Raw genomic sequence first — 15,476 nt, forward strand, 5'->3', positions numbered from 1 at the left:
AGAGACGCCGTGCCCGCGGGTCGTCACGCGGTGGAGCCGTCTTCGTATCCCTCACGTGAGGGACTCCGACAGGCTCAGGGCCGGTGACAATGACACGTGTGAGGGTGAGAACTTGGGGAGCGGGTGCGGACCGGGGCGCGGTGCGCGGTCGCCTCGCGCACCGCCCGGAGACCCCGGCCGTGGCCGCGGCGCTTCTGGCGCTCGGCGCCGTGGGCGAGGTGTTGCTGCGCACGGACGGGGATGTTCCCCTGCCGCTTGCCCTGTCACTCGCGCTGGGAACGACGCTGCCGGTCGCGGTGCTCGCGGGCGGCGACTTCGCATCGGCCCCGGCCGGGCGACGGAGCGGCGTGCGGCGGAGGAGGGGGAGGGCGAGGCGGAGGGAGAGTTGGGGCAGTGCGCCGTGGAGTGCCGTGCGCCGGAGCCGTTCCGTCCGGGAGGCGTCCGCGCTCCTGAACCAGGCTGACCGGACGCGCCCGTACGCCTCCCCGGGCCACTCGCGCGGCTTCTTCGCCGCCGCGGCCGTACTCGCCGGGGTGGCGGGCATGCTCTCCCTCGCGCCGTTCCACGTGCTGACGGGCGCCGGTCTCTGCGCGCTGCTCGTCTCGCTCCATCAGGCGGGGCGCCGGGGCCTGAAATACCTGGCGGCCCTTCTCCCTCTGCCCTTCATCGCGTACGCGGCCACCGCGTCCACGGGCGCCGGGGCGGGGGACCGCTTCCTCACCGTCCTCACCGCGGTGGGCGCCGCCGTCGCAGCCGGTACCGGTCTCGCGCGCGGCGCGCGGGACACCGCCCTCGTGAACAGTGCGGCCGAGCAGGCCATCGCGGACACTCTCCTGGAGCACGCCGCGCGCGGTGAACGGGCCAGGATCGCCCGGGAGTTGCACGACGTCGTCGCCCATCACATCTCCATGATCGCGGTGCAGGCGGAGACCGCCAGGCTGACCACTCCCGGCCTGCCCCCAGTCGGCGCCGAACGCTTCCTGGCCATCGGCGACACCGCCCGTACGGCACTCACCGAGATGCGCAGGCTGCTCGGCGTGCTGCGCGAGGACGCGGGCTCCGCCGCGCCGGACCGCCGCCCCCAACCGGGGCTCGAACAGCTCGGCGAGCTCGTCGACGAGGCCCGCGACGCGTCGGCCGCCGCCGTGCGCCTCATCGTCGAGGGCCCGGTACGCCCCCTGGATCCCGGCCTCGAACTCACCGCGTACCGCATCGTGCAGGAGGCCCTCACCAACACCCGGCGGCACGCGCCGGGCGCCGCCGTGGACGTCGAACTCCTCTACACCCACGCGACGTTGCGCCTGCGCGTACGCGACAACGGCCCAAGTCCGCACACCTCGGCGGACCTTGATGTGGGGCACGGTCTGGTCGGCATGCGGGAGCGTGCCGCCATGGTCGGCGGAGAGCTGCGTGCGGGCCCCGCGCGGCGCGGCGGATTCCTCATCGAGGCGAGTTTCCCGGCACCGGTGTTCCCGGCACCGGTGAGGGAGCATGTCGCATGACCGTTGAGGGAGCACGCCGTACGACCGCTTGGGAGCATGCCGCATGAGCATCCCGAGCCACCCTTCCGCATCCGCTCCGCTGCGCCTCGTCATCGCCGACGACCACGAAGTCGTACGCGTCGGATACGCCGGACTCCTCGCCACCCAGCCCGACTTCACGGTCGTCGGCACGGCGGCCGACGGGGCGCAGGCGGTCGAACTCTGCCGGGAACTACTGCCCGACCTGGTCCTGATGGACATACGCATGCCGGTGATGGACGGCATCGAGGCGACAGGACACCTCGCGGGGACCGGCACGCGCGTGCTCATCCTCACCACCTTCGACCTGGACGAGCACGTGTACGACGCGCTGAGCGCGGGCGCCGCAGGGTTCCTGCTCAAGGACGTCACGGCGGAGCGCCTCTTCGACGCGGTGCGTGTGGTGGCCGCGGGGGAGGGGCTGCTCGCTCCTACCGTGACCCGCCGCCTCATCGCGGAGTTCGCCCGCCTCAGACCCGGACCGCCCGCGGGACCAGCGGCCCGCCTCGACGCGCTCACACCGCGAGAGACCGAGGTGCTCCGGCTGATGGCGGAGGGCCTTTCCAACCCCGAGATCGCCGGGCGGTTGCACGTCAGCGAGGAGACCGTGAAGACCCATGTGAGCCGGGTGCTCGGCAAACTCGGGCTGCGGGACCGCACCCAGGCGGTCGTGGCGGCGTACGAGTCGGGACTCGTGGTGCCCGGAGCGGGGGCCTGACGGCGGAGGCGGTGGGAGGGGAAGTCGATGCGTATGAAGACACCCATTCCGTTGCGCGAATTGGTATTTGGTGCCCTGCTCAGGAGGCCCATACGGTCGGATTCATGGAGTCGAACTTTCAGACGGCCGAAGAGATGTCGGCCGCCCTGCGTGCCGGTGAAGTGACCTCGGCGGAACTGACCGATGAGGCGATCGCCCGGATCGAGCGGGACGACAAGGTGCTCAACGCGATCTGTGTGCCGGACTTCGACCGTGCGCGGGCCGCCGCGCGCGACGCCGACCAGGCGCGCGCCCGCGGTGAGGTCCGGCCGCTGCTCGGTATTCCGGTGACGGTCAAAGAGTCCTACAACATGGCTGGACTGCCCACTACTTGGGGTATGCCGCAGCACCGGGATTATGTGCCGGCCGAGGACGCGGTGCAGGTGTCGCGGCTCAAGGATGCGGGCGCGGTGGTGCTGGGCAAGACCAATGTGCCCTTGGGGCTGCAAGACATCCAGAGCTTCAACGAGATCTACGGCACCACCAACAATCCGTGGGATCACGACCGCACGTCGGGCGGATCCTCCGGCGGATCAGCGGCGGCCCTGACGTCCGGATTCGGCGCGCTGTCCATCGGCTCCGACCTCGCCGGTTCGCTGCGTACCCCCGCGCATTTCTGCGGCATCTACGCGCACAAGCCGACCGTCGGCCTTGCGGCGACCCGCGGCATGGTCGTGCCGCCGTCGCAGCCGTTGCCGGTCGACCTCGACCTCGCCGTCGCCGGTCCGATGGCGCGCTCTGCCCGCGACCTCTCGCTCCTGCTCGACGTCATGGCCGGACCGGACCCGATGACGCACGGCAAGGCGTACGACGTGACGCTGCCGCCCGCGCGCCACGAACGGCTCGGCGACTTCCGGGTCCTGGTGCTCGAGGAGCATCCGCTCATTGCGACCGGGTCCGCCGTGCGGGCGGGCGTGAACCGGGTGGCCGACGCGCTTGCCGACGGCGGCGCCCGCGTCGAACGGCACAGTCCGCTGCTGCCCGATCTGACCGAAGCCGCGACGCTCTACATGCAGTTCCTGTTCTCGGGCTCCGTCGCGCGTTTTCCCGTCGACGCGTACGAAGAGCTGCGGACCCGGGCCGCCGGACTGAGCGCGGACGACCAGAGCCTCGACGCGACGCGGCTGCGTGGCATGGTGTTCAGCCACCGCGACTGGATCGAGGCGAACAACCGTCGCGAACTCCACCGCCACGGCTGGCGGCAGCTCTTCGCCGAGTTCGATGCCGTGGTGTGTCCGATCACGCCCACTCCCGCGTTCCCGCACGACCACAACCCCGATGTGCTGGGACGCCGGCTCGACATCGACGGCGTCGGGTACCCGTACTTCGACCAGCTCGTCTGGGCCGGTCTTGCCACCATGCCCGGCCTGCCCGCCACCGCCGTACCAGCGGGCCGGTCCCCCGAGGGGCTGCCGGTGGGAGTGCAGCTCATCGGCCCGATGTTCGAGGACCGCACCCCGCTGCGTCTTGCCGAACTGCTCGAGCGGAAGATCGGCGGCTTCCAGGCGCCGAAGTAGGGGTGCCACGGGGTACCACCCACCGGCTGCGGATACGCGTGCAGCACCTTGGGGAGCCAACCACTCAGGGTGCTGCCGCCGTTGCGACGGTCACGTCCGGAGGGCTGCCGTCCCGCACCGCGTCGAGGTACTCCGCGATGGCGTCCCGGTTGCGGGTCAGGCATGCCACGCGGCCTCTGATCTGCACGACCCGGTCCACGAAGCGCTCGTCGCACTCGCGGTAGCCGTTCGCCGCGCGCCCGGCCATGATGAGGCCCTGCTCCTCGTAGTAGCGCAGCAGTCGCCGGGGCGGCCCTGTGCGCTCCGACAGCTCCCCGATCCGCAGCATCCGAACCACCTCGCGGCCTCTCGCTTGACCTTCACATCAATGTGAGGGTTCGAGCATGGGCGACATGAGCAACGGCTCGGCTGGATCACCGCGTCGGTCCCCGACCACCCCGGGCAGCGGCGCGAAGGCCGCACCCCTGTCCTGAGCACCCTGCGGCTGCCCGGCGTGACCCCGGTCCTGACGGTCACGCTGGTCTTCGTCCTCGCCCACACCATCCTCTACACGTACATCGCCACGTTCCTCGACCACCTCGGCATGGGCGGCTCGACCGACGTCGTCCTGCTGGTCTTCGGCGCCGCGTCGCTCGTGAGCATCTGGATCGTGGGCGCTCACATCCACCGCAGGCTGCGTACGCTCACCATCGCCGCCACCCTCCTGGTGGCCGTGGCCGCCGCGCCCACACTCCTGCAGACCGCTGTCGGCGACGCGGGCGGCCGGTCCTCGTCGTGGTGATCGCCGCCCGCAGGCACGGGTTGCCCGCCCGGCGCGAGGGAGAAGTGAGCTCCGACGCCGTGGAGGCGCCGGAACTCACTGCGGAGGCACCCGAGTTCACCTCCGCCTCGCCCCGCTCCTGACCGTCAGCCCAGCGGCACGTCGAGCCGGGCCTTGCGGTGGCTGAACGTGGCGATGGAGTGCGGCCCGTGGTAGTTGCCGACGCCGCTCTCGCCGACTCCGCCGAACGGCAGCTCCGGGACGCGGAGATGAGCCATCGGAAGGCCGAAACCGAGGCCGCCCGACGACGTCTCCGCGGCCAGACGCTGCCGCGTCGTCTCGCTCTCGGTGAAGCCGTAGAGGGCGAGCGGCTTGTCGCGGTCGTTGATGAAGGCGATGGCCTCGTCGAGGTCTTCGACGTTCACGATCGGCAGTACGGGACCGAAGATCTCCTCCCGCATCACCGGCTCGTCGGGCTTCACGTCGGTGAGCACGGTCGGTGCGATGTACACGTCGTCCCGGTCGCTCTGCCCGCCGAACGCCGTCGTCCCGGAGCCGAGGAGGGCGGACACCCGGTCGAAGTGCCTCTCGTTGACGATGCGTCCGTACGTCTCCGAGGACCTGGGGTCCGCGCCGAACACCCGCTCCACGGCCGTGCGCAGCTCCTTGGCGAGCGCGGGGGCGGTGTCCGGGTCGGTGAGTACGTAGTCGGGGGCGACGCACGTCTGGCCCGCGTTGCGGAACTTGGCCTCGGCCAGGCGTGTGGCCACGGCGGCCACGTCGACGTCCCGGTCCACGAACACCGGGGACTTGCCGCCGAGTTCGAGGGTGACCGGGGTGAGGTGCTCGGCGGCGGCGCGCATCACGATGCGGCCGACGGCGCCGTTGCCGGTGTAGAAGATGTGGTCGTACCGCTGGGCGAGCAGCGCGGTGGTCTCCGGCACGCCGCCCTCGACGACGGCGACGGCGTCCGTGTCCAGGTACTCGGGGACGAGCCGGGCGATCAACTCTGAGACGGACGGGGTGATTTCGCTCGGCTTCAGGACCGCCGTGTTGCCCGCGGCGAGCGCGCCCACGAGGGGGGTGAGCAGGAGCTGGACGGGGTAGTTCCACGGCGCGATGATCAGGACGGTGCCCAGCGGTTCGTACTGCGTACCGGCGGTCGATCCCTCGGGCAGCCCCGCCAGCGCGCCGGGCGCGAGCTGCTGCGGGCTCAGCCACTCCTCCAGATGGGCCAGCGTGTGGTCGATCTCCCGTACGGGGAGGTCGACTTCGGCGGTGTACGCCTCGGAGTGCGGCTTGCGCAGGTCGGTGTAGAGGGCGTCCGCGATGTCCTCACGGTGCTCCGTGAACAGGGAGCGCAGCTGGGTGAGCTGCTGCTCGCGCCAGGCCAGGGGCCGGGTGCGGCCGGTGGTGAACGTGGCGCGGAGCTTGGCGACGAGTGCCACGGGGTCGAGCGCTTCGGACGCGGATGCTTCGGGGTGGTGCATGAGGGGTCTCCTCGGGAGAGCTGTATGTGGGGAGTGGGGGAAGGTGAGGTCGGTCAGCCGGTCGCCGTAGTGGTCACCGGCGAGCCGAGAAGGCCGGTCAGGAGCGCGTCCGTGGCGGGGGCGAAGAGGTGGCGCCCTTCGGACACGGACTCCAGGCCGATGACCAGGGCTATGCAGGTGTCGGCGGCCTCGGCGGGCTCCACCGCGGCCGGGGTCCCCGCCTCGGTGAACAGCTCGATGAGCAGCCCCCGCAGCGAGCCGGTGAAGCCGTGGCAGATGTCGCCGAAGAGGCGCGCCTTCTCGTCGAGGAGTTCCGCGGAGTGCGGCGAGTCCCCGGCGAGCCGCAGGACCAGGTCGAGCTTGGCCTCGAGGACGCCCCGGATGCGCTCGGCGCTCGACGTGTCGTCGGCCGCAGCCTGCCGGGCCCGCGCGAGCGCCTGTGCGTGCAGGCGCTCGGCGAGCTTGCGGAAGGCGTCGTCCTTGTTGCGTACGTACTGGTAGACCGCTGACCGGGACACGCCCATCGTGGAGGCGATGTCGTCCATCGTCGTGCGCCGTACGCCATACCGGGTGAGGGAGTCGTAGGTGGCGTCGAGGACCTCGTCGAGCCGGTCGGTACCCATGAGGGTCAGGCCAGCTTCTTGACGAGCTCGTCCGCCAACGGAGCTGCGGAAGCCGGGTTCTGACCGGTGATCAGGTTACGGTCGACGACCACCTTGGGGGCCCACGGCGTGCCCTCCTTGAAGTCGGCGCCCGCCGCGACGAGCCGGTCCTGGAGCAGCCACTTGGCCTTCTCGGCGAAGCCGGCCTGCGTCTCCTCGACATTGGTGAAGCCGGTCAGCTCGTACCCGGCGAACGCGTTGGAGCCGTCCTCCTTGGTGGCGGCGAGCAGTGCGGCCGGGCCGTGGCAGACGACGCCCAGCGGCTTGCCGGACTCGAGGGCTGCGGTGAGGAGCCTGCCGGACTCGGCGTCGACGGCGAGGTCCTCCATGGGGCCGTGGCCGCCGGGGTAGAAGACGGCGGCGTAGTCGGCGAGGTCGACCTCCTGCAGCTTGAGCGGCTGGAGGAACTCGCTGATGCCCGCGAGGGTCGCTGCGACCTTGTCGGCGCCTTCCTGGCCGCCGTTGAACTCGGGCGCCAGGCTCCCTTGGTCGACGGTCGGCACGACGCCGCCCGGCGTCGCGACGACGATCTCGTGCCCGGCGGACTTGAACGCCTCGTACGGCGCGACGGCCTCCTCGGCCCAGAAGCCGGTGGGGTGCTGGGTGCCGTCGGCCAGCGTCCAGTGGTCGGCGCCGGTCACGACGAACAGAATCTTGGACATGTGTCTCTCCGGGGCTGGAATCTGGCTGGATCTGTCAGGGGTCTTGCTGGGGTCTGTCTGGGGTCTGTCTGAGATCTGGCTGGGGTCTGGCTGGAACCTCTGACGTTCTGTGCTCAGAACGTCAGGCGGTGCTGTCCTCGAACGTAGGTGGGGATGCCCAACGAAATCCAATAGGCTGACCCATATGGGAGATAGAAATTCCGATGGATCGGCGGGAATAGCCGCAGCCGGGGGCCCGCTGGACCTGAACCTCCTGCGTACGTTCCTTGCCGTGTACCGGTCGGGTTCCTTCACCGCCGCCGCCCGCCTGCTCGGCCTCTCGCAGCCGACCGTCACCACCCAGATCCGGGCCCTGGAGCGGCAGGTCGACCGGGAGCTTTTCGAGCGCCTGCCGCGCGGTGTCGCCCCCGCGCCCTACGCCGACGCGCTCGCCGCCCGTGTCGTCGACCCCCTCGACGCCCTCGCCGCTGTCACCGGGCACGGCGGCCCCCTCGACGGCGCCCCGGCGGAGCCCGTCCATCTGGCGGGCCCGGCGGAGATGCTCTGCCACTGCGCGCTGCCCGCGCTCGCACCGCTGGTCGAGAAGGGGGTCCGGCTGCGCGTGACCACCGGCCTTACCGATCGGCTCCTGGACGAGCTGCGTGCGGGGCGACATGACCTGGTGATCGCCACGGACCGCCCCCGTGGGCGCTCCCTGAGTTCCGTGCCGCTTGCGGACGAGGAGTTCGTCCTGGTCGCGGCGCCCGCGTGGGCCGAGCGCATCGGCGGCGACGCGCGCATCGCCGCCGAAGGTCCTGGGGTGCTGCTCGGCGTCCCGCTGGTGACCTACGCCGAGGACCTGCCGATCGCCCGCCGCTACTGGCGGCACGTCTTCGGCAAGCGGCTGACCTGCGAGGCGTCCGTCACCGTCCCCGACCTGCGCGGTGTGCTCTCGGCCGTCACCGCGGGCGCCGGATTCTCCGTGCTGCCCCGCTACCTCTGCCGTGACGCACTGGCCGCCGGAACCCTGGTGCTCCTGCACGACCCGCAGGACGCCCCGATCAACACGGGCTTTCTGGTGCAGCGCCCCGGCTCCGCGGACAACCCGCATGTCGCCCTGGTGCGGGACCGTCTCGTCGAGTCGGCCCGCGCCTGGTAGCGGCGGGAATCTCCCGGCGGGTGCCGCCTACGCGTCCGCTGCCTACGCGTCCGCCGCATCCCCCATGATCTGTTCCCACTGGGCACCCATGGCCGCGGCCAGCGCCTGGGCGGCCGACAGGGGGCGGACCATCACCGTGAACTCGTCGATCAGTCCGTTCTCGTCGAGGTGGAGGAAGTCGCACCCGGTGATCTGCTTGTCGCCTACCCGGGCCTCGAAGACGAGCGCGGAATCGCGCCCTCCGGCGTCGTTGATCTCGCGCACGTACCGGAAGTCCTCGAAGACCCGTGTGACGCCGCGCAGGATCGCGGCGGTCGTCGCCCTGCCCGGGTAGGGCCGGAACACCACCGGGCTGGAGAAGACGACGTCCTCGGCCAGGAGGGCCTCCATCGCCGCGTGATCGTCGGCCTCGACGGCCTTGCGGAAAGCCTGCATGTCCGCACACCTCGCAATCAATCGTTGATAGTCAATTTGTTGAATAGGTGTGAAGGAGAGTAATCACATCGGTATACGGTGTCCAGATGTCTCTCAAGTACGCGGTGCTCGCGGCGCTCCTGGAGGGCGAGTCGTCCGGCTACGACCTGGCCAAGATCTTCGACGTGTCCGTGTCGAACTTCTGGTCCGCGACCCCCCAGCAGCTCTACCGCGAACTGGAGCGCCTTGCGGGCGACGGCCTGATCGGCGCCCGCGTGGTGCAGCAGGAACGCAGGCCGAACAAGCGGATGTTCACGCTCACCGATGCCGGTCTGCGGGATCTGCACGCCTTCTCCGCACAGCCGCCCCGGCCCATCGCCATCCGGGACGAACTCATGGTCAAGGTGCAGGCCATGGACGGCGGCGATCCGGCCGCCACCCGCGCGCTGATCGAGGAGCGCATGGAGTGGTCGCGCGGCAAGCTCGCCCGGTACGAACGGCTGCGCCGCCACCTCCTCGGCGGCCGCGAAGAGGCGGAGTACCTGCGCGACGCCGAGCGCATCGGCCCCTACCTCACGCTGATGGCGGGCCGCTCGTTGGAGGAGTCGAACCTGCGCTGGGGCGAGCAGGTCCTTGAGATCATCGACCGACGATTCGACTACGCCACCAAGGGCGGCACCTGAGGAGGCAGAAGTGGAAGAGTTGAAAGAAGTGCCCGACGCGGCGGAGGAGCGGCCGGACGCGCCCCCGAGTGCGGTGCTCACCGACTTCGGCGGTGTGCTGACCACCAGCGTGCTCGACTCGTTCCGCTCCTACTCCGCGCGGGTGAGCGACGATCCGCTGCTGATCGAGCGGCTGTTCCGCGAGGACGCGGAGTCGTCGGCGCTGCTCGTGGAGCACGAGTGCGGGCGCATGAGCGAGGCCGAGTTCGAGAAGGGCATCGCGGCGCGGCTGCGCGCGAAGGGCGTGGACGTGGACGTGGAACCGACGGGCCTCGTCGCCGCGATCGCGGCGGGAATGCGGCCGGACGAGACGATGCTCGCCGCCCTGAGGGGGCTGCGCGCCCAGGGTGTGCCGGTGGCGATCGTGTCGAACGCGCTCGGCGACGACTGCTACCAGGGATACGACCTGGACGCGCTCGCGGACGTCGTCGTCATCTCCAGCGAGATCGGTTCGCGCAAGCCGGGCCGCCGCATCTACCGAACGGCCTGCGACCGCCTCGGCGTCGAACCCTCCGCCTGCGTCATGATCGACGACCTGGAGCACAACCTGCGCGGGGCGGCACGGCTCGGCATCCGGGGCCTGCACCATCTGAACAGCGACGAGACGACGCGCGCCCTGGGGGAGCTGTTCGGCAGCGGCGTCACCCCGAGCGCCGGGCCCGGCGCCCCGGACCCGGCGTGAGCCGCTTGTTCCGCCCCCCTTATCCAGCCGCGTACACGTCCTCGACGTAACGCCCCTGCGCGGTCAGCTCACCGAGCCACTGCTCGGAGTCCGCGGCTGTGGCCCCCGGCGTACGGCTCTGATGGAGCGTGCGCAGGGCGTCACGCACGCCCGGTGCCATGCGTGACCCGTCGCCGCAGACGTACACCCGTGCTCCGGCGGTCAGCAGGTCCCACACCTCGTCGGCCTCCGCCGCGATGCGGTGCTGGACGAAGGACACCCCGTCGACGGGACAGGCGCTGAAGGCGGGGCGCAACGAGACCGCACCGGTGGCTTCCGCGGCCCGCAGCTCCTCGGCGTGCAGAAAGTCGGCATCCGGGTCGTCGCACCCGAAGTAGCAGAGAGCAGAAGGGAGTTCAGCACCCCTCGCCCTCAGTTCCGCGCGGTCCGCGATCGTGCCGCGGAACGGGGCGAGGCCGGTACCCGCGGCGACCATGATGACGGGCGCCGCGTCCGTGTGGTCGATGCGGAAGGCCTCACGGCACGGCTGGACGCGGGCAAGGACGGTGTCGCCCGTACGCACCCCGTTGAGATGGCCGGAGCCCGTGCCGCGGTACAGCCGCCCGCTGCCCGAGCGGGCCGGTGCCTCCAGAAGGGACACCATCAGGTCGGCGTGGCCGGGGCTCATCCCCGGCGATGAGGACACCGAGTAGTGGCGGGGCCGCAGAGGTGTGAGCACGTCGAGCAGCCGCGGCCATTCCAGGGCCCCGCGCAGGGCCGGGCAGTCCTCGACCAGTTCGAGCAGTGTGCGCCCGTCGGCAGCGCGGGCCGATGCGTCGTCGGCCAGGGTGGTGAGAGCGGCCCGCTCGGGCGGGCAGGGGTTGGCGGCGGCGAGCACGGCCAGCTGGACATCGGTGGGCCGGTCCTGCAACTCCACGTGCCGTGACAACAGTTGGCGTACCGTCAGCGGGCGGTCGACGGCGAGGCCGTCGCGGCGCGGGCGGCTCGCGCGGATGTCGATGACCGCGTCCAGGTCCACGCCGAGTGCGGCGGCGGCGCGGTCGACGAGCGCCGGGTCGTTGACCGGAAGGACGCTGAGATGGTCGCCGGTGCGGTAGGTCACGCCATCCGGCAGGGCGAGCCGTACGAAGCGCTTCCTACGGGGATGGCCGGGCGCGGTGAGGTCATAGGCCTCGCTGACCGTCATCGGAACAAGTCCGTGCCGCGCGGCGAGCGCGTCCAGCGGACCACCGGTCACCTCGCGGACCTCGTACGCGTCCGAGGAAGCGGCGGCATCGGACGCTTCCAGCGCGTCGGGGTCGCCGTACCGCTCGAGAAGCGCCGTACGCAGCCGCGACGTGAACGCGCGTACGGTGCCGCCGAGATCGCCCGAAGCGTCGGCCGCCGTGCGCTCCAGGAGCCGGGTGCCGCCCAGCTCCGCAAGGCGTTCGTCGAAGCGCGTCGGGACGTGCTGATAGGTGGCGGCCCAGTTGCGGTCGCCCACACCGAGGACCGCGTACGTGACGTTCTCGGCGGTGCCGGCCGGGGCGCCGTCGAGCCAGGATGCGAACACCGTGGCGTCGTCGGTGGGACGCCCGTTGTACGAGGCGGCGGTGATGACGACCGGGCGGTCGGCGGGCAGCGCCCCGGCGTACTCGTCAAGGGGCGCGACCTCGGTCTCACAGCCCACTGACGCGGCCTCGTCGGCGAGTCGGGCCGCGAAGTCCCGGCAGGTTCCGTAGTTGGTGCCGTGCAGGAAGAGCGCGCGGGTGCCGGGAACGACGCGTGCGGGAAGCACGGTGGCGTCGGGCTCCGCCGCTGCAGGGCCGGATGCCGCGCCGGGCAGCGGGCCGTGCACGCGGTCGGCGGCGGTGCGCGGCGTCAGCGTGAGCGTGAAGCCGTCGGGCTTGAGGGTGAGCGTCTCCTTGACGGTGAGCCGGTAGTCGGCGTGGTCGTGAAGGCGGTAGCGGTGCACCAGCATGCCGAGGAGCATGGTCGCCTCGTGGAGAGCGAACTGCCGCCCGATGCAGGCCCGTTCACCGGTTCCGAACGGCTTGAACGCGTGCGGGGAGCGCGCGGCCTCCGCCTCAGGGGTGAAGCGCGACGGGTCGAACAGCTCCGGGTTGTCGCCCCACACGGGCTGGCGGTGCAGCATCGGCGCCAGGACGCTGACGCCCTGCCCGGCACGGAGCGGGATGCGGCCGCCGAGGAGCGTGTCCTCGCGGGCGTGCCGTCCGAACGCGGCAGCCGTCGGCCAAAGACGCAGCGCCTCGTTGAGCACCTGACGCGTGTACGTGAGCCGCCCGATGTCGTCGAACGTCGGCTCGGGGTCGGCCGTGTCGCCCCACACGGCGTCCACCTCGCGCCGTACGAGGTCGAGGACGGCGGGATGCTTGGCGAGGTAGTACATCGCGAACGACATCGCGCCGGACGTCGTCTCGTGGCCCGCGATCAGGAAGGTGATGACCTGGTTGCGGATGTTGGCGGTGTCCAGCTTCGTGCCGTCGCCCGGATGTGAGGCGCTGAGCATGAGACCGAGCAGGTCATCGGCGGGTCCGGCGCCGGGGGCGCCACCGGCTCGCGCGGAGATGACCTCGTCGACCACCTGCGCCAGATAGTCGGCGTCCGCGCGGAAGACCGCGTCCGCCGCCGACTGGTCGGTGCCCGGCGTACGGCTCAGGCGCGTCATGCTCCACTCCAGGCAGCGGACCATGGAGTCGATGAAGGGGTGCGGCTCGGCACGCTCGAACGACCCGAAGTCGTAGCCGAACCCGGCGAGCCCGATCGTGTCCAGCGTCATCCGCGTCATGTCACCCGGTACGTCAACGGGGAGTCCGTCCCGCGCGCCGCGGTCCCAGGACTCGATGAGGCGGTTGGCGACGCGCAGCATCACCGGGTGGTAGGTACGCATCGAACCCAGCGCGAACGCGGGCATCAGGATGTCGTGCGCGCGGGCCCAGTTGGGCTCGTCGTTGTACGCGGTGAAAAGGCCGTCGGCGGTGAACTCGCGCACGTTCTGCAGGGCGGGGCCGACGTGCTTGGCGAAGCGGGTCTCGTCGGCGAGCTCGGTGACGAGATCGAGATCGCCCACGAACAGCGCTTCGCGGCCGTGCAGACGCCGCCGCACCACGGGCCCGTGACGGCGGAGCATCTCCATGATCTGCTGCAGCGGGGCAGGCCCCTGCCCGGTGGCGGAAATGTCGATCAGCGGTACGCCGTCGATGTCGGGACCGGCGTCCTGAGGGAACGGTGCGATGGTGGTGGGGGGCATGGCGTGACAACTGCCTTTCGCCGTACGGAAGTCACTGCACACCCAGCTTGACCGCGGGCCCCCGCGGGCCCGCGCCGCGCCACTACATGATTGTGTAGTGACGAATCACGCACCCCTCTTGACTGCTCCTCGCTGAAAGGAGTCGCCCTGTGGACTCCGAGGGCTTTGTGGACCCCGCGAATTCCGTGGACTCCGTGCTGTGGCGCAACCGCGCCATGCTCCTCTTCAACCGCATCCCGATGCCGGTCGCGGTCTGCGAGGCGAGCGGGGCGATCATCATCGCCAACTCGGCGATGGCGGCGGAGTGGGGTGAGACCTCCGGCACGCTGCGGGGCCGCAACGTACTGGAACTGTTCCGTCCCGAGGAGAAGACGCAGGTCCTGCGGATCGCCGAGGCGCTGCGGCTGCGGCACCGCTCGCGCTATCCGGTCGCGGTGCACTGGACGGCGGCCGACGGTGTGCGGCGCCACGGCGAGCTGACGGCGGAGCCGGTGAGCGACACGGCCGACGAGGTTCCCGGTCTGCTCGTGCTGCTCCGCGTCCTTGGCGAGGACCGTGCCCCCGATCCGGCCCCCGCGGAAGCCGCGACGCCGGCGGAGGCGCGCATCCTGGCCCTGCTCGCCGGCGGCGCCACGACGGCGCGGGCGGCCCGCGAGACGGGCCTCACCCCGGACGGCGTCACCTACCACCTGCGCCGTCTGACGGAGCGCTGGGGCGCGGCGAACCGGACGGAACTGGTGGCGCGGGCGTATGCGCTGGGAGTTCTCGCTCCGGGGGTGTGGCCTCCGACGGCCTGACGACGGCGCGCGGGCGGTCTCAGTGCGGGGTGCCGCTCGACTCGTCGGCGGCGCGGCGGTACTCGCTGTTTATGCGCTTGGCCTCCTCGAGCTGGTCCTCGAGGATGACGATGCGGCAGGCCGCCTCGACCGGGGTGCCCTGGTCCACCAGTTCGCGGGCGCGCGCGGCGATCCGCAGTTGGTAGCGGGAGTACCGCCGGTGTCCGCCCTCTGAGCGGAGCGGTGTGATCAGCCGGGCCTCGCCGATGGCCCGCAGGAAACCGGGTGTGGTGCCGAGCATCTCGGCGGCCCGCCCCATGGTGTAGGCGGGGTAGTCGTCGTCGTCCAGACGACCACCGAGCGGGGTATCTGCAGTCATGTCACCTCGTTATGGCACGCGTCGAGGGGCCCTGATGCCGTACGGCACCAAGGCCCCGAAGGAAATTCAACACCATCGGTCGGCCTCGTTGCTGCGCCGACCTCTTGTTTCCGCTCTCCGGCCCGTTAACAGGCGGGAATGCGGGGATCGCTGATGCGTGACCGAGGACCACCTTCCAATCCGGGGTCTTGCGGCACCCGGGCCGAATCGATCGCGGGCCGGGCGATCCTGATGGCGTCTGCTCCTCCGTCCTCCTTCTTGGTCTACAACTACGAGAGAAACCCTAATCATGTGGCAGCCCAATGTCTACGCTGGCGAGCATAGATTTTGTGTGCTGTCACTCGGATGCGTGCGGGGCATGCACGCAAGGAGGGCCCCACCGGCGTACCGGTGGGGCCCTCCTTGCTGCTCTGCTGTCGTGTCCTGCGTCTCCCGCTACACGGGAGTGGAGGCGCCGAGCAGCGCCGAAGCGGTCTGGAGCGGGGTGAGGCCGCTCGGGGCCGCGTCCTCGGAAGGGGTGCGGCAGGTGAAGCCGAGGAGCGTCATGGCGCGGGTGACTTCCGCGGCGCTGAAGTCACGCCGGTCCTGCCGGGTGATGACCGCGCCCACCTGCTTGATGGGGTAGTGGCGGCGGCCGATGATCACGGAGTCACCCGTGATCGGCTCGGGCTTGATGCCCTTCATCGTTTCGAGGACGCCACCCTTGGTGAGGTCGAACGGGAAACGGGCGATGACGCAGCGCATGGT

Annotated in this window: 15 protein-coding genes and 1 pseudogene; 8 read left to right on the forward strand and 8 right to left on the reverse strand. The window is 71.0% G+C overall.

Annotation, left to right across the window (positions count from 1 at the left end; all coding sequences use genetic code 11):
• Positions 1 to 98 precede the first annotated feature (98 nt).
• From ACWFRJ_RS36835 to ACWFRJ_RS36845, 3 genes are all read left to right on the forward strand, one after another.
• Positions 99 to 1,502: a sensor histidine kinase gene (locus ACWFRJ_RS36835; RefSeq protein ID WP_453541260.1), complete on the forward strand. Its 1,404-nt coding sequence runs from the start codon at positions 99 to 101 to the stop codon at positions 1,500 to 1,502.
• Between the two features lie 43 nt (positions 1,503 to 1,545).
• On the forward strand, positions 1,546 to 2,238 hold the full coding sequence (locus ACWFRJ_RS36840; RefSeq protein ID WP_453541263.1) for a response regulator: 693 nt from the start codon (positions 1,546 to 1,548) through the stop codon (positions 2,236 to 2,238).
• A 104-nt stretch (positions 2,239 to 2,342) separates the two neighbouring features.
• Positions 2,343 to 3,794: an amidase gene (locus ACWFRJ_RS36845; protein ID WP_453541266.1), complete on the forward strand. Its 1,452-nt coding sequence runs from the start codon at positions 2,343 to 2,345 to the stop codon at positions 3,792 to 3,794.
• A gap of 64 nt (positions 3,795 to 3,858) precedes the next feature.
• Here ACWFRJ_RS36845 and ACWFRJ_RS36850 read toward each other — a convergent pair whose 3' ends face one another.
• Positions 3,859 to 4,119: a MerR family DNA-binding transcriptional regulator gene (locus ACWFRJ_RS36850; protein ID WP_453541582.1), complete on the reverse strand. Its 261-nt coding sequence runs from the start codon at positions 4,117 to 4,119 to the stop codon at positions 3,859 to 3,861.
• Between the two features lie 78 nt (positions 4,120 to 4,197).
• Here ACWFRJ_RS36850 and ACWFRJ_RS36855 point away from each other — a divergent pair.
• Positions 4,198 to 4,566: pseudogene (locus ACWFRJ_RS36855) on the forward strand (MFS transporter); the annotation flags it as partial.
• 134 nt (positions 4,567 to 4,700) lie between these two features.
• Here ACWFRJ_RS36855 and ACWFRJ_RS36860 read toward each other — a convergent pair.
• Genes ACWFRJ_RS36860 through ACWFRJ_RS36870 form a run of 3 tightly spaced genes read right to left on the reverse strand, consistent with a single transcriptional unit; the run spans position 4,701 to position 7,368 of the window.
• Positions 4,701 to 6,044: an aldehyde dehydrogenase family protein gene (locus ACWFRJ_RS36860; protein WP_453541269.1), complete on the reverse strand. Its 1,344-nt coding sequence runs from the start codon at positions 6,042 to 6,044 to the stop codon at positions 4,701 to 4,703.
• A 53-nt stretch (positions 6,045 to 6,097) separates the two neighbouring features.
• The gene (locus ACWFRJ_RS36865) at positions 6,098 to 6,667 is read right to left on the reverse strand and encodes a TetR/AcrR family transcriptional regulator (protein ID WP_453541272.1); all 570 of its coding nucleotides are present in this window, start codon (positions 6,665 to 6,667) and stop codon (positions 6,098 to 6,100) included.
• Positions 6,668 to 6,672: 5 nt separating this feature from the next.
• Entirely contained in the window at positions 6,673 to 7,368 is a 696-nt protein-coding gene (locus ACWFRJ_RS36870) for a type 1 glutamine amidotransferase domain-containing protein (protein WP_453541275.1), read from the reverse strand.
• 184 nt (positions 7,369 to 7,552) lie between these two features.
• Here ACWFRJ_RS36870 and ACWFRJ_RS36875 point away from each other — a divergent pair, with 184 nt between their 5' ends.
• The gene (locus ACWFRJ_RS36875) at positions 7,553 to 8,506 is read left to right on the forward strand and encodes a LysR family transcriptional regulator (protein WP_453541278.1); all 954 of its coding nucleotides are present in this window, start codon (positions 7,553 to 7,555) and stop codon (positions 8,504 to 8,506) included.
• A gap of 42 nt (positions 8,507 to 8,548) precedes the next feature.
• On the opposite strand, the gene ACWFRJ_RS36880 is transcribed toward ACWFRJ_RS36875, so the two are convergent.
• On the reverse strand, positions 8,549 to 8,941 hold the full coding sequence (locus ACWFRJ_RS36880; protein WP_453541281.1) for a nuclear transport factor 2 family protein: 393 nt from the start codon (positions 8,939 to 8,941) through the stop codon (positions 8,549 to 8,551).
• 86 nt (positions 8,942 to 9,027) lie between these two features.
• Here ACWFRJ_RS36880 and ACWFRJ_RS36885 point away from each other — a divergent pair, with 86 nt between their 5' ends.
• Together ACWFRJ_RS36885 and ACWFRJ_RS36890 are read left to right on the forward strand one after the other, a co-directional pair.
• Positions 9,028 to 9,603, forward strand: a complete 576-nt coding sequence (locus ACWFRJ_RS36885) for a PadR family transcriptional regulator (RefSeq protein ID WP_453541284.1) — start codon at positions 9,028 to 9,030, stop codon at positions 9,601 to 9,603.
• Positions 9,604 to 9,613: 10 nt separating this feature from the next.
• On the forward strand, positions 9,614 to 10,324 hold the full coding sequence (locus ACWFRJ_RS36890) for an HAD family hydrolase (protein WP_453541287.1): 711 nt from the start codon (positions 9,614 to 9,616) through the stop codon (positions 10,322 to 10,324).
• Between the two features lie 19 nt (positions 10,325 to 10,343).
• On the opposite strand, the gene ACWFRJ_RS36895 is transcribed toward ACWFRJ_RS36890, so the two are convergent.
• Positions 10,344 to 13,574, reverse strand: a complete 3,231-nt coding sequence (locus ACWFRJ_RS36895) for a bifunctional cytochrome P450/NADPH--P450 reductase (protein WP_453541290.1) — start codon at positions 13,572 to 13,574, stop codon at positions 10,344 to 10,346.
• 215 nt (positions 13,575 to 13,789) lie between these two features.
• Here ACWFRJ_RS36895 and ACWFRJ_RS36900 point away from each other — a divergent pair, with 215 nt between their 5' ends.
• Complete coding sequence (locus tag ACWFRJ_RS36900) at positions 13,790 to 14,371, forward strand: PAS domain-containing protein (RefSeq protein ID WP_453541585.1); 582 nt, start codon at positions 13,790 to 13,792, stop codon at positions 14,369 to 14,371.
• A 19-nt stretch (positions 14,372 to 14,390) separates the two neighbouring features.
• Here the strand turns inward: ACWFRJ_RS36900 and ACWFRJ_RS36905 are convergent, their stop codons facing one another.
• Both ACWFRJ_RS36905 and ACWFRJ_RS36910 read right to left on the reverse strand, forming a co-directional pair.
• The gene (locus ACWFRJ_RS36905) at positions 14,391 to 14,729 is read right to left on the reverse strand and encodes a helix-turn-helix domain-containing protein (RefSeq protein WP_453541293.1); all 339 of its coding nucleotides are present in this window, start codon (positions 14,727 to 14,729) and stop codon (positions 14,391 to 14,393) included.
• 435 nt (positions 14,730 to 15,164) lie between these two features.
• Positions 15,165 to 15,473, reverse strand: a complete 309-nt coding sequence (locus tag ACWFRJ_RS36910) for an SCO5918 family protein (RefSeq protein WP_453541296.1) — start codon at positions 15,471 to 15,473, stop codon at positions 15,165 to 15,167.
• Positions 15,474 to 15,476: the final 3 nt, after the last annotated feature.

It is taken from the genome of Streptomyces sp. NPDC055239, assembly GCF_053606205.1.

Excerpts from the sequence above, each read along its gene's own strand:
- ACWFRJ_RS36880 (WP_453541281.1), bottom strand. The coding sequence starts at position 8,941 with ATGCAGGCTTTCCGCAAGGCCGTCGAGGCCGACGATCACGCGGCGATG.
- ACWFRJ_RS36870 (WP_453541275.1), bottom strand. The coding sequence starts at position 7,368 with ATGTCCAAGATTCTGTTCGTCGTGACCGGCGCCGACCACTGGACGCTG.
- ACWFRJ_RS36865 (WP_453541272.1), bottom strand. The coding sequence starts at position 6,667 with ATGGGTACCGACCGGCTCGACGAGGTCCTCGACGCCACCTACGACTCC.
- ACWFRJ_RS36895 (WP_453541290.1), bottom strand. The coding sequence starts at position 13,574 with ATGCCCCCCACCACCATCGCACCGTTCCCTCAGGACGCCGGTCCCGAC.
- ACWFRJ_RS36885 (WP_453541284.1), top strand. The coding sequence starts at position 9,028 with ATGTCTCTCAAGTACGCGGTGCTCGCGGCGCTCCTGGAGGGCGAGTCG.
- ACWFRJ_RS36845 (WP_453541266.1), top strand. The coding sequence starts at position 2,343 with ATGGAGTCGAACTTTCAGACGGCCGAAGAGATGTCGGCCGCCCTGCGT.
- ACWFRJ_RS36900 (WP_453541585.1), top strand. The coding sequence starts at position 13,790 with ATGCTCCTCTTCAACCGCATCCCGATGCCGGTCGCGGTCTGCGAGGCG.
- ACWFRJ_RS36860 (WP_453541269.1), bottom strand. The coding sequence starts at position 6,044 with ATGCACCACCCCGAAGCATCCGCGTCCGAAGCGCTCGACCCCGTGGCA.
- ACWFRJ_RS36840 (WP_453541263.1), top strand. The coding sequence starts at position 1,546 with ATGAGCATCCCGAGCCACCCTTCCGCATCCGCTCCGCTGCGCCTCGTC.
- ACWFRJ_RS36875 (WP_453541278.1), top strand. The coding sequence starts at position 7,553 with ATGGGAGATAGAAATTCCGATGGATCGGCGGGAATAGCCGCAGCCGGG.
- ACWFRJ_RS36905 (WP_453541293.1), bottom strand. The coding sequence starts at position 14,729 with ATGACTGCAGATACCCCGCTCGGTGGTCGTCTGGACGACGACGACTAC.
- ACWFRJ_RS36910 (WP_453541296.1), bottom strand. The coding sequence starts at position 15,473 with ATGCGCTGCGTCATCGCCCGTTTCCCGTTCGACCTCACCAAGGGTGGC.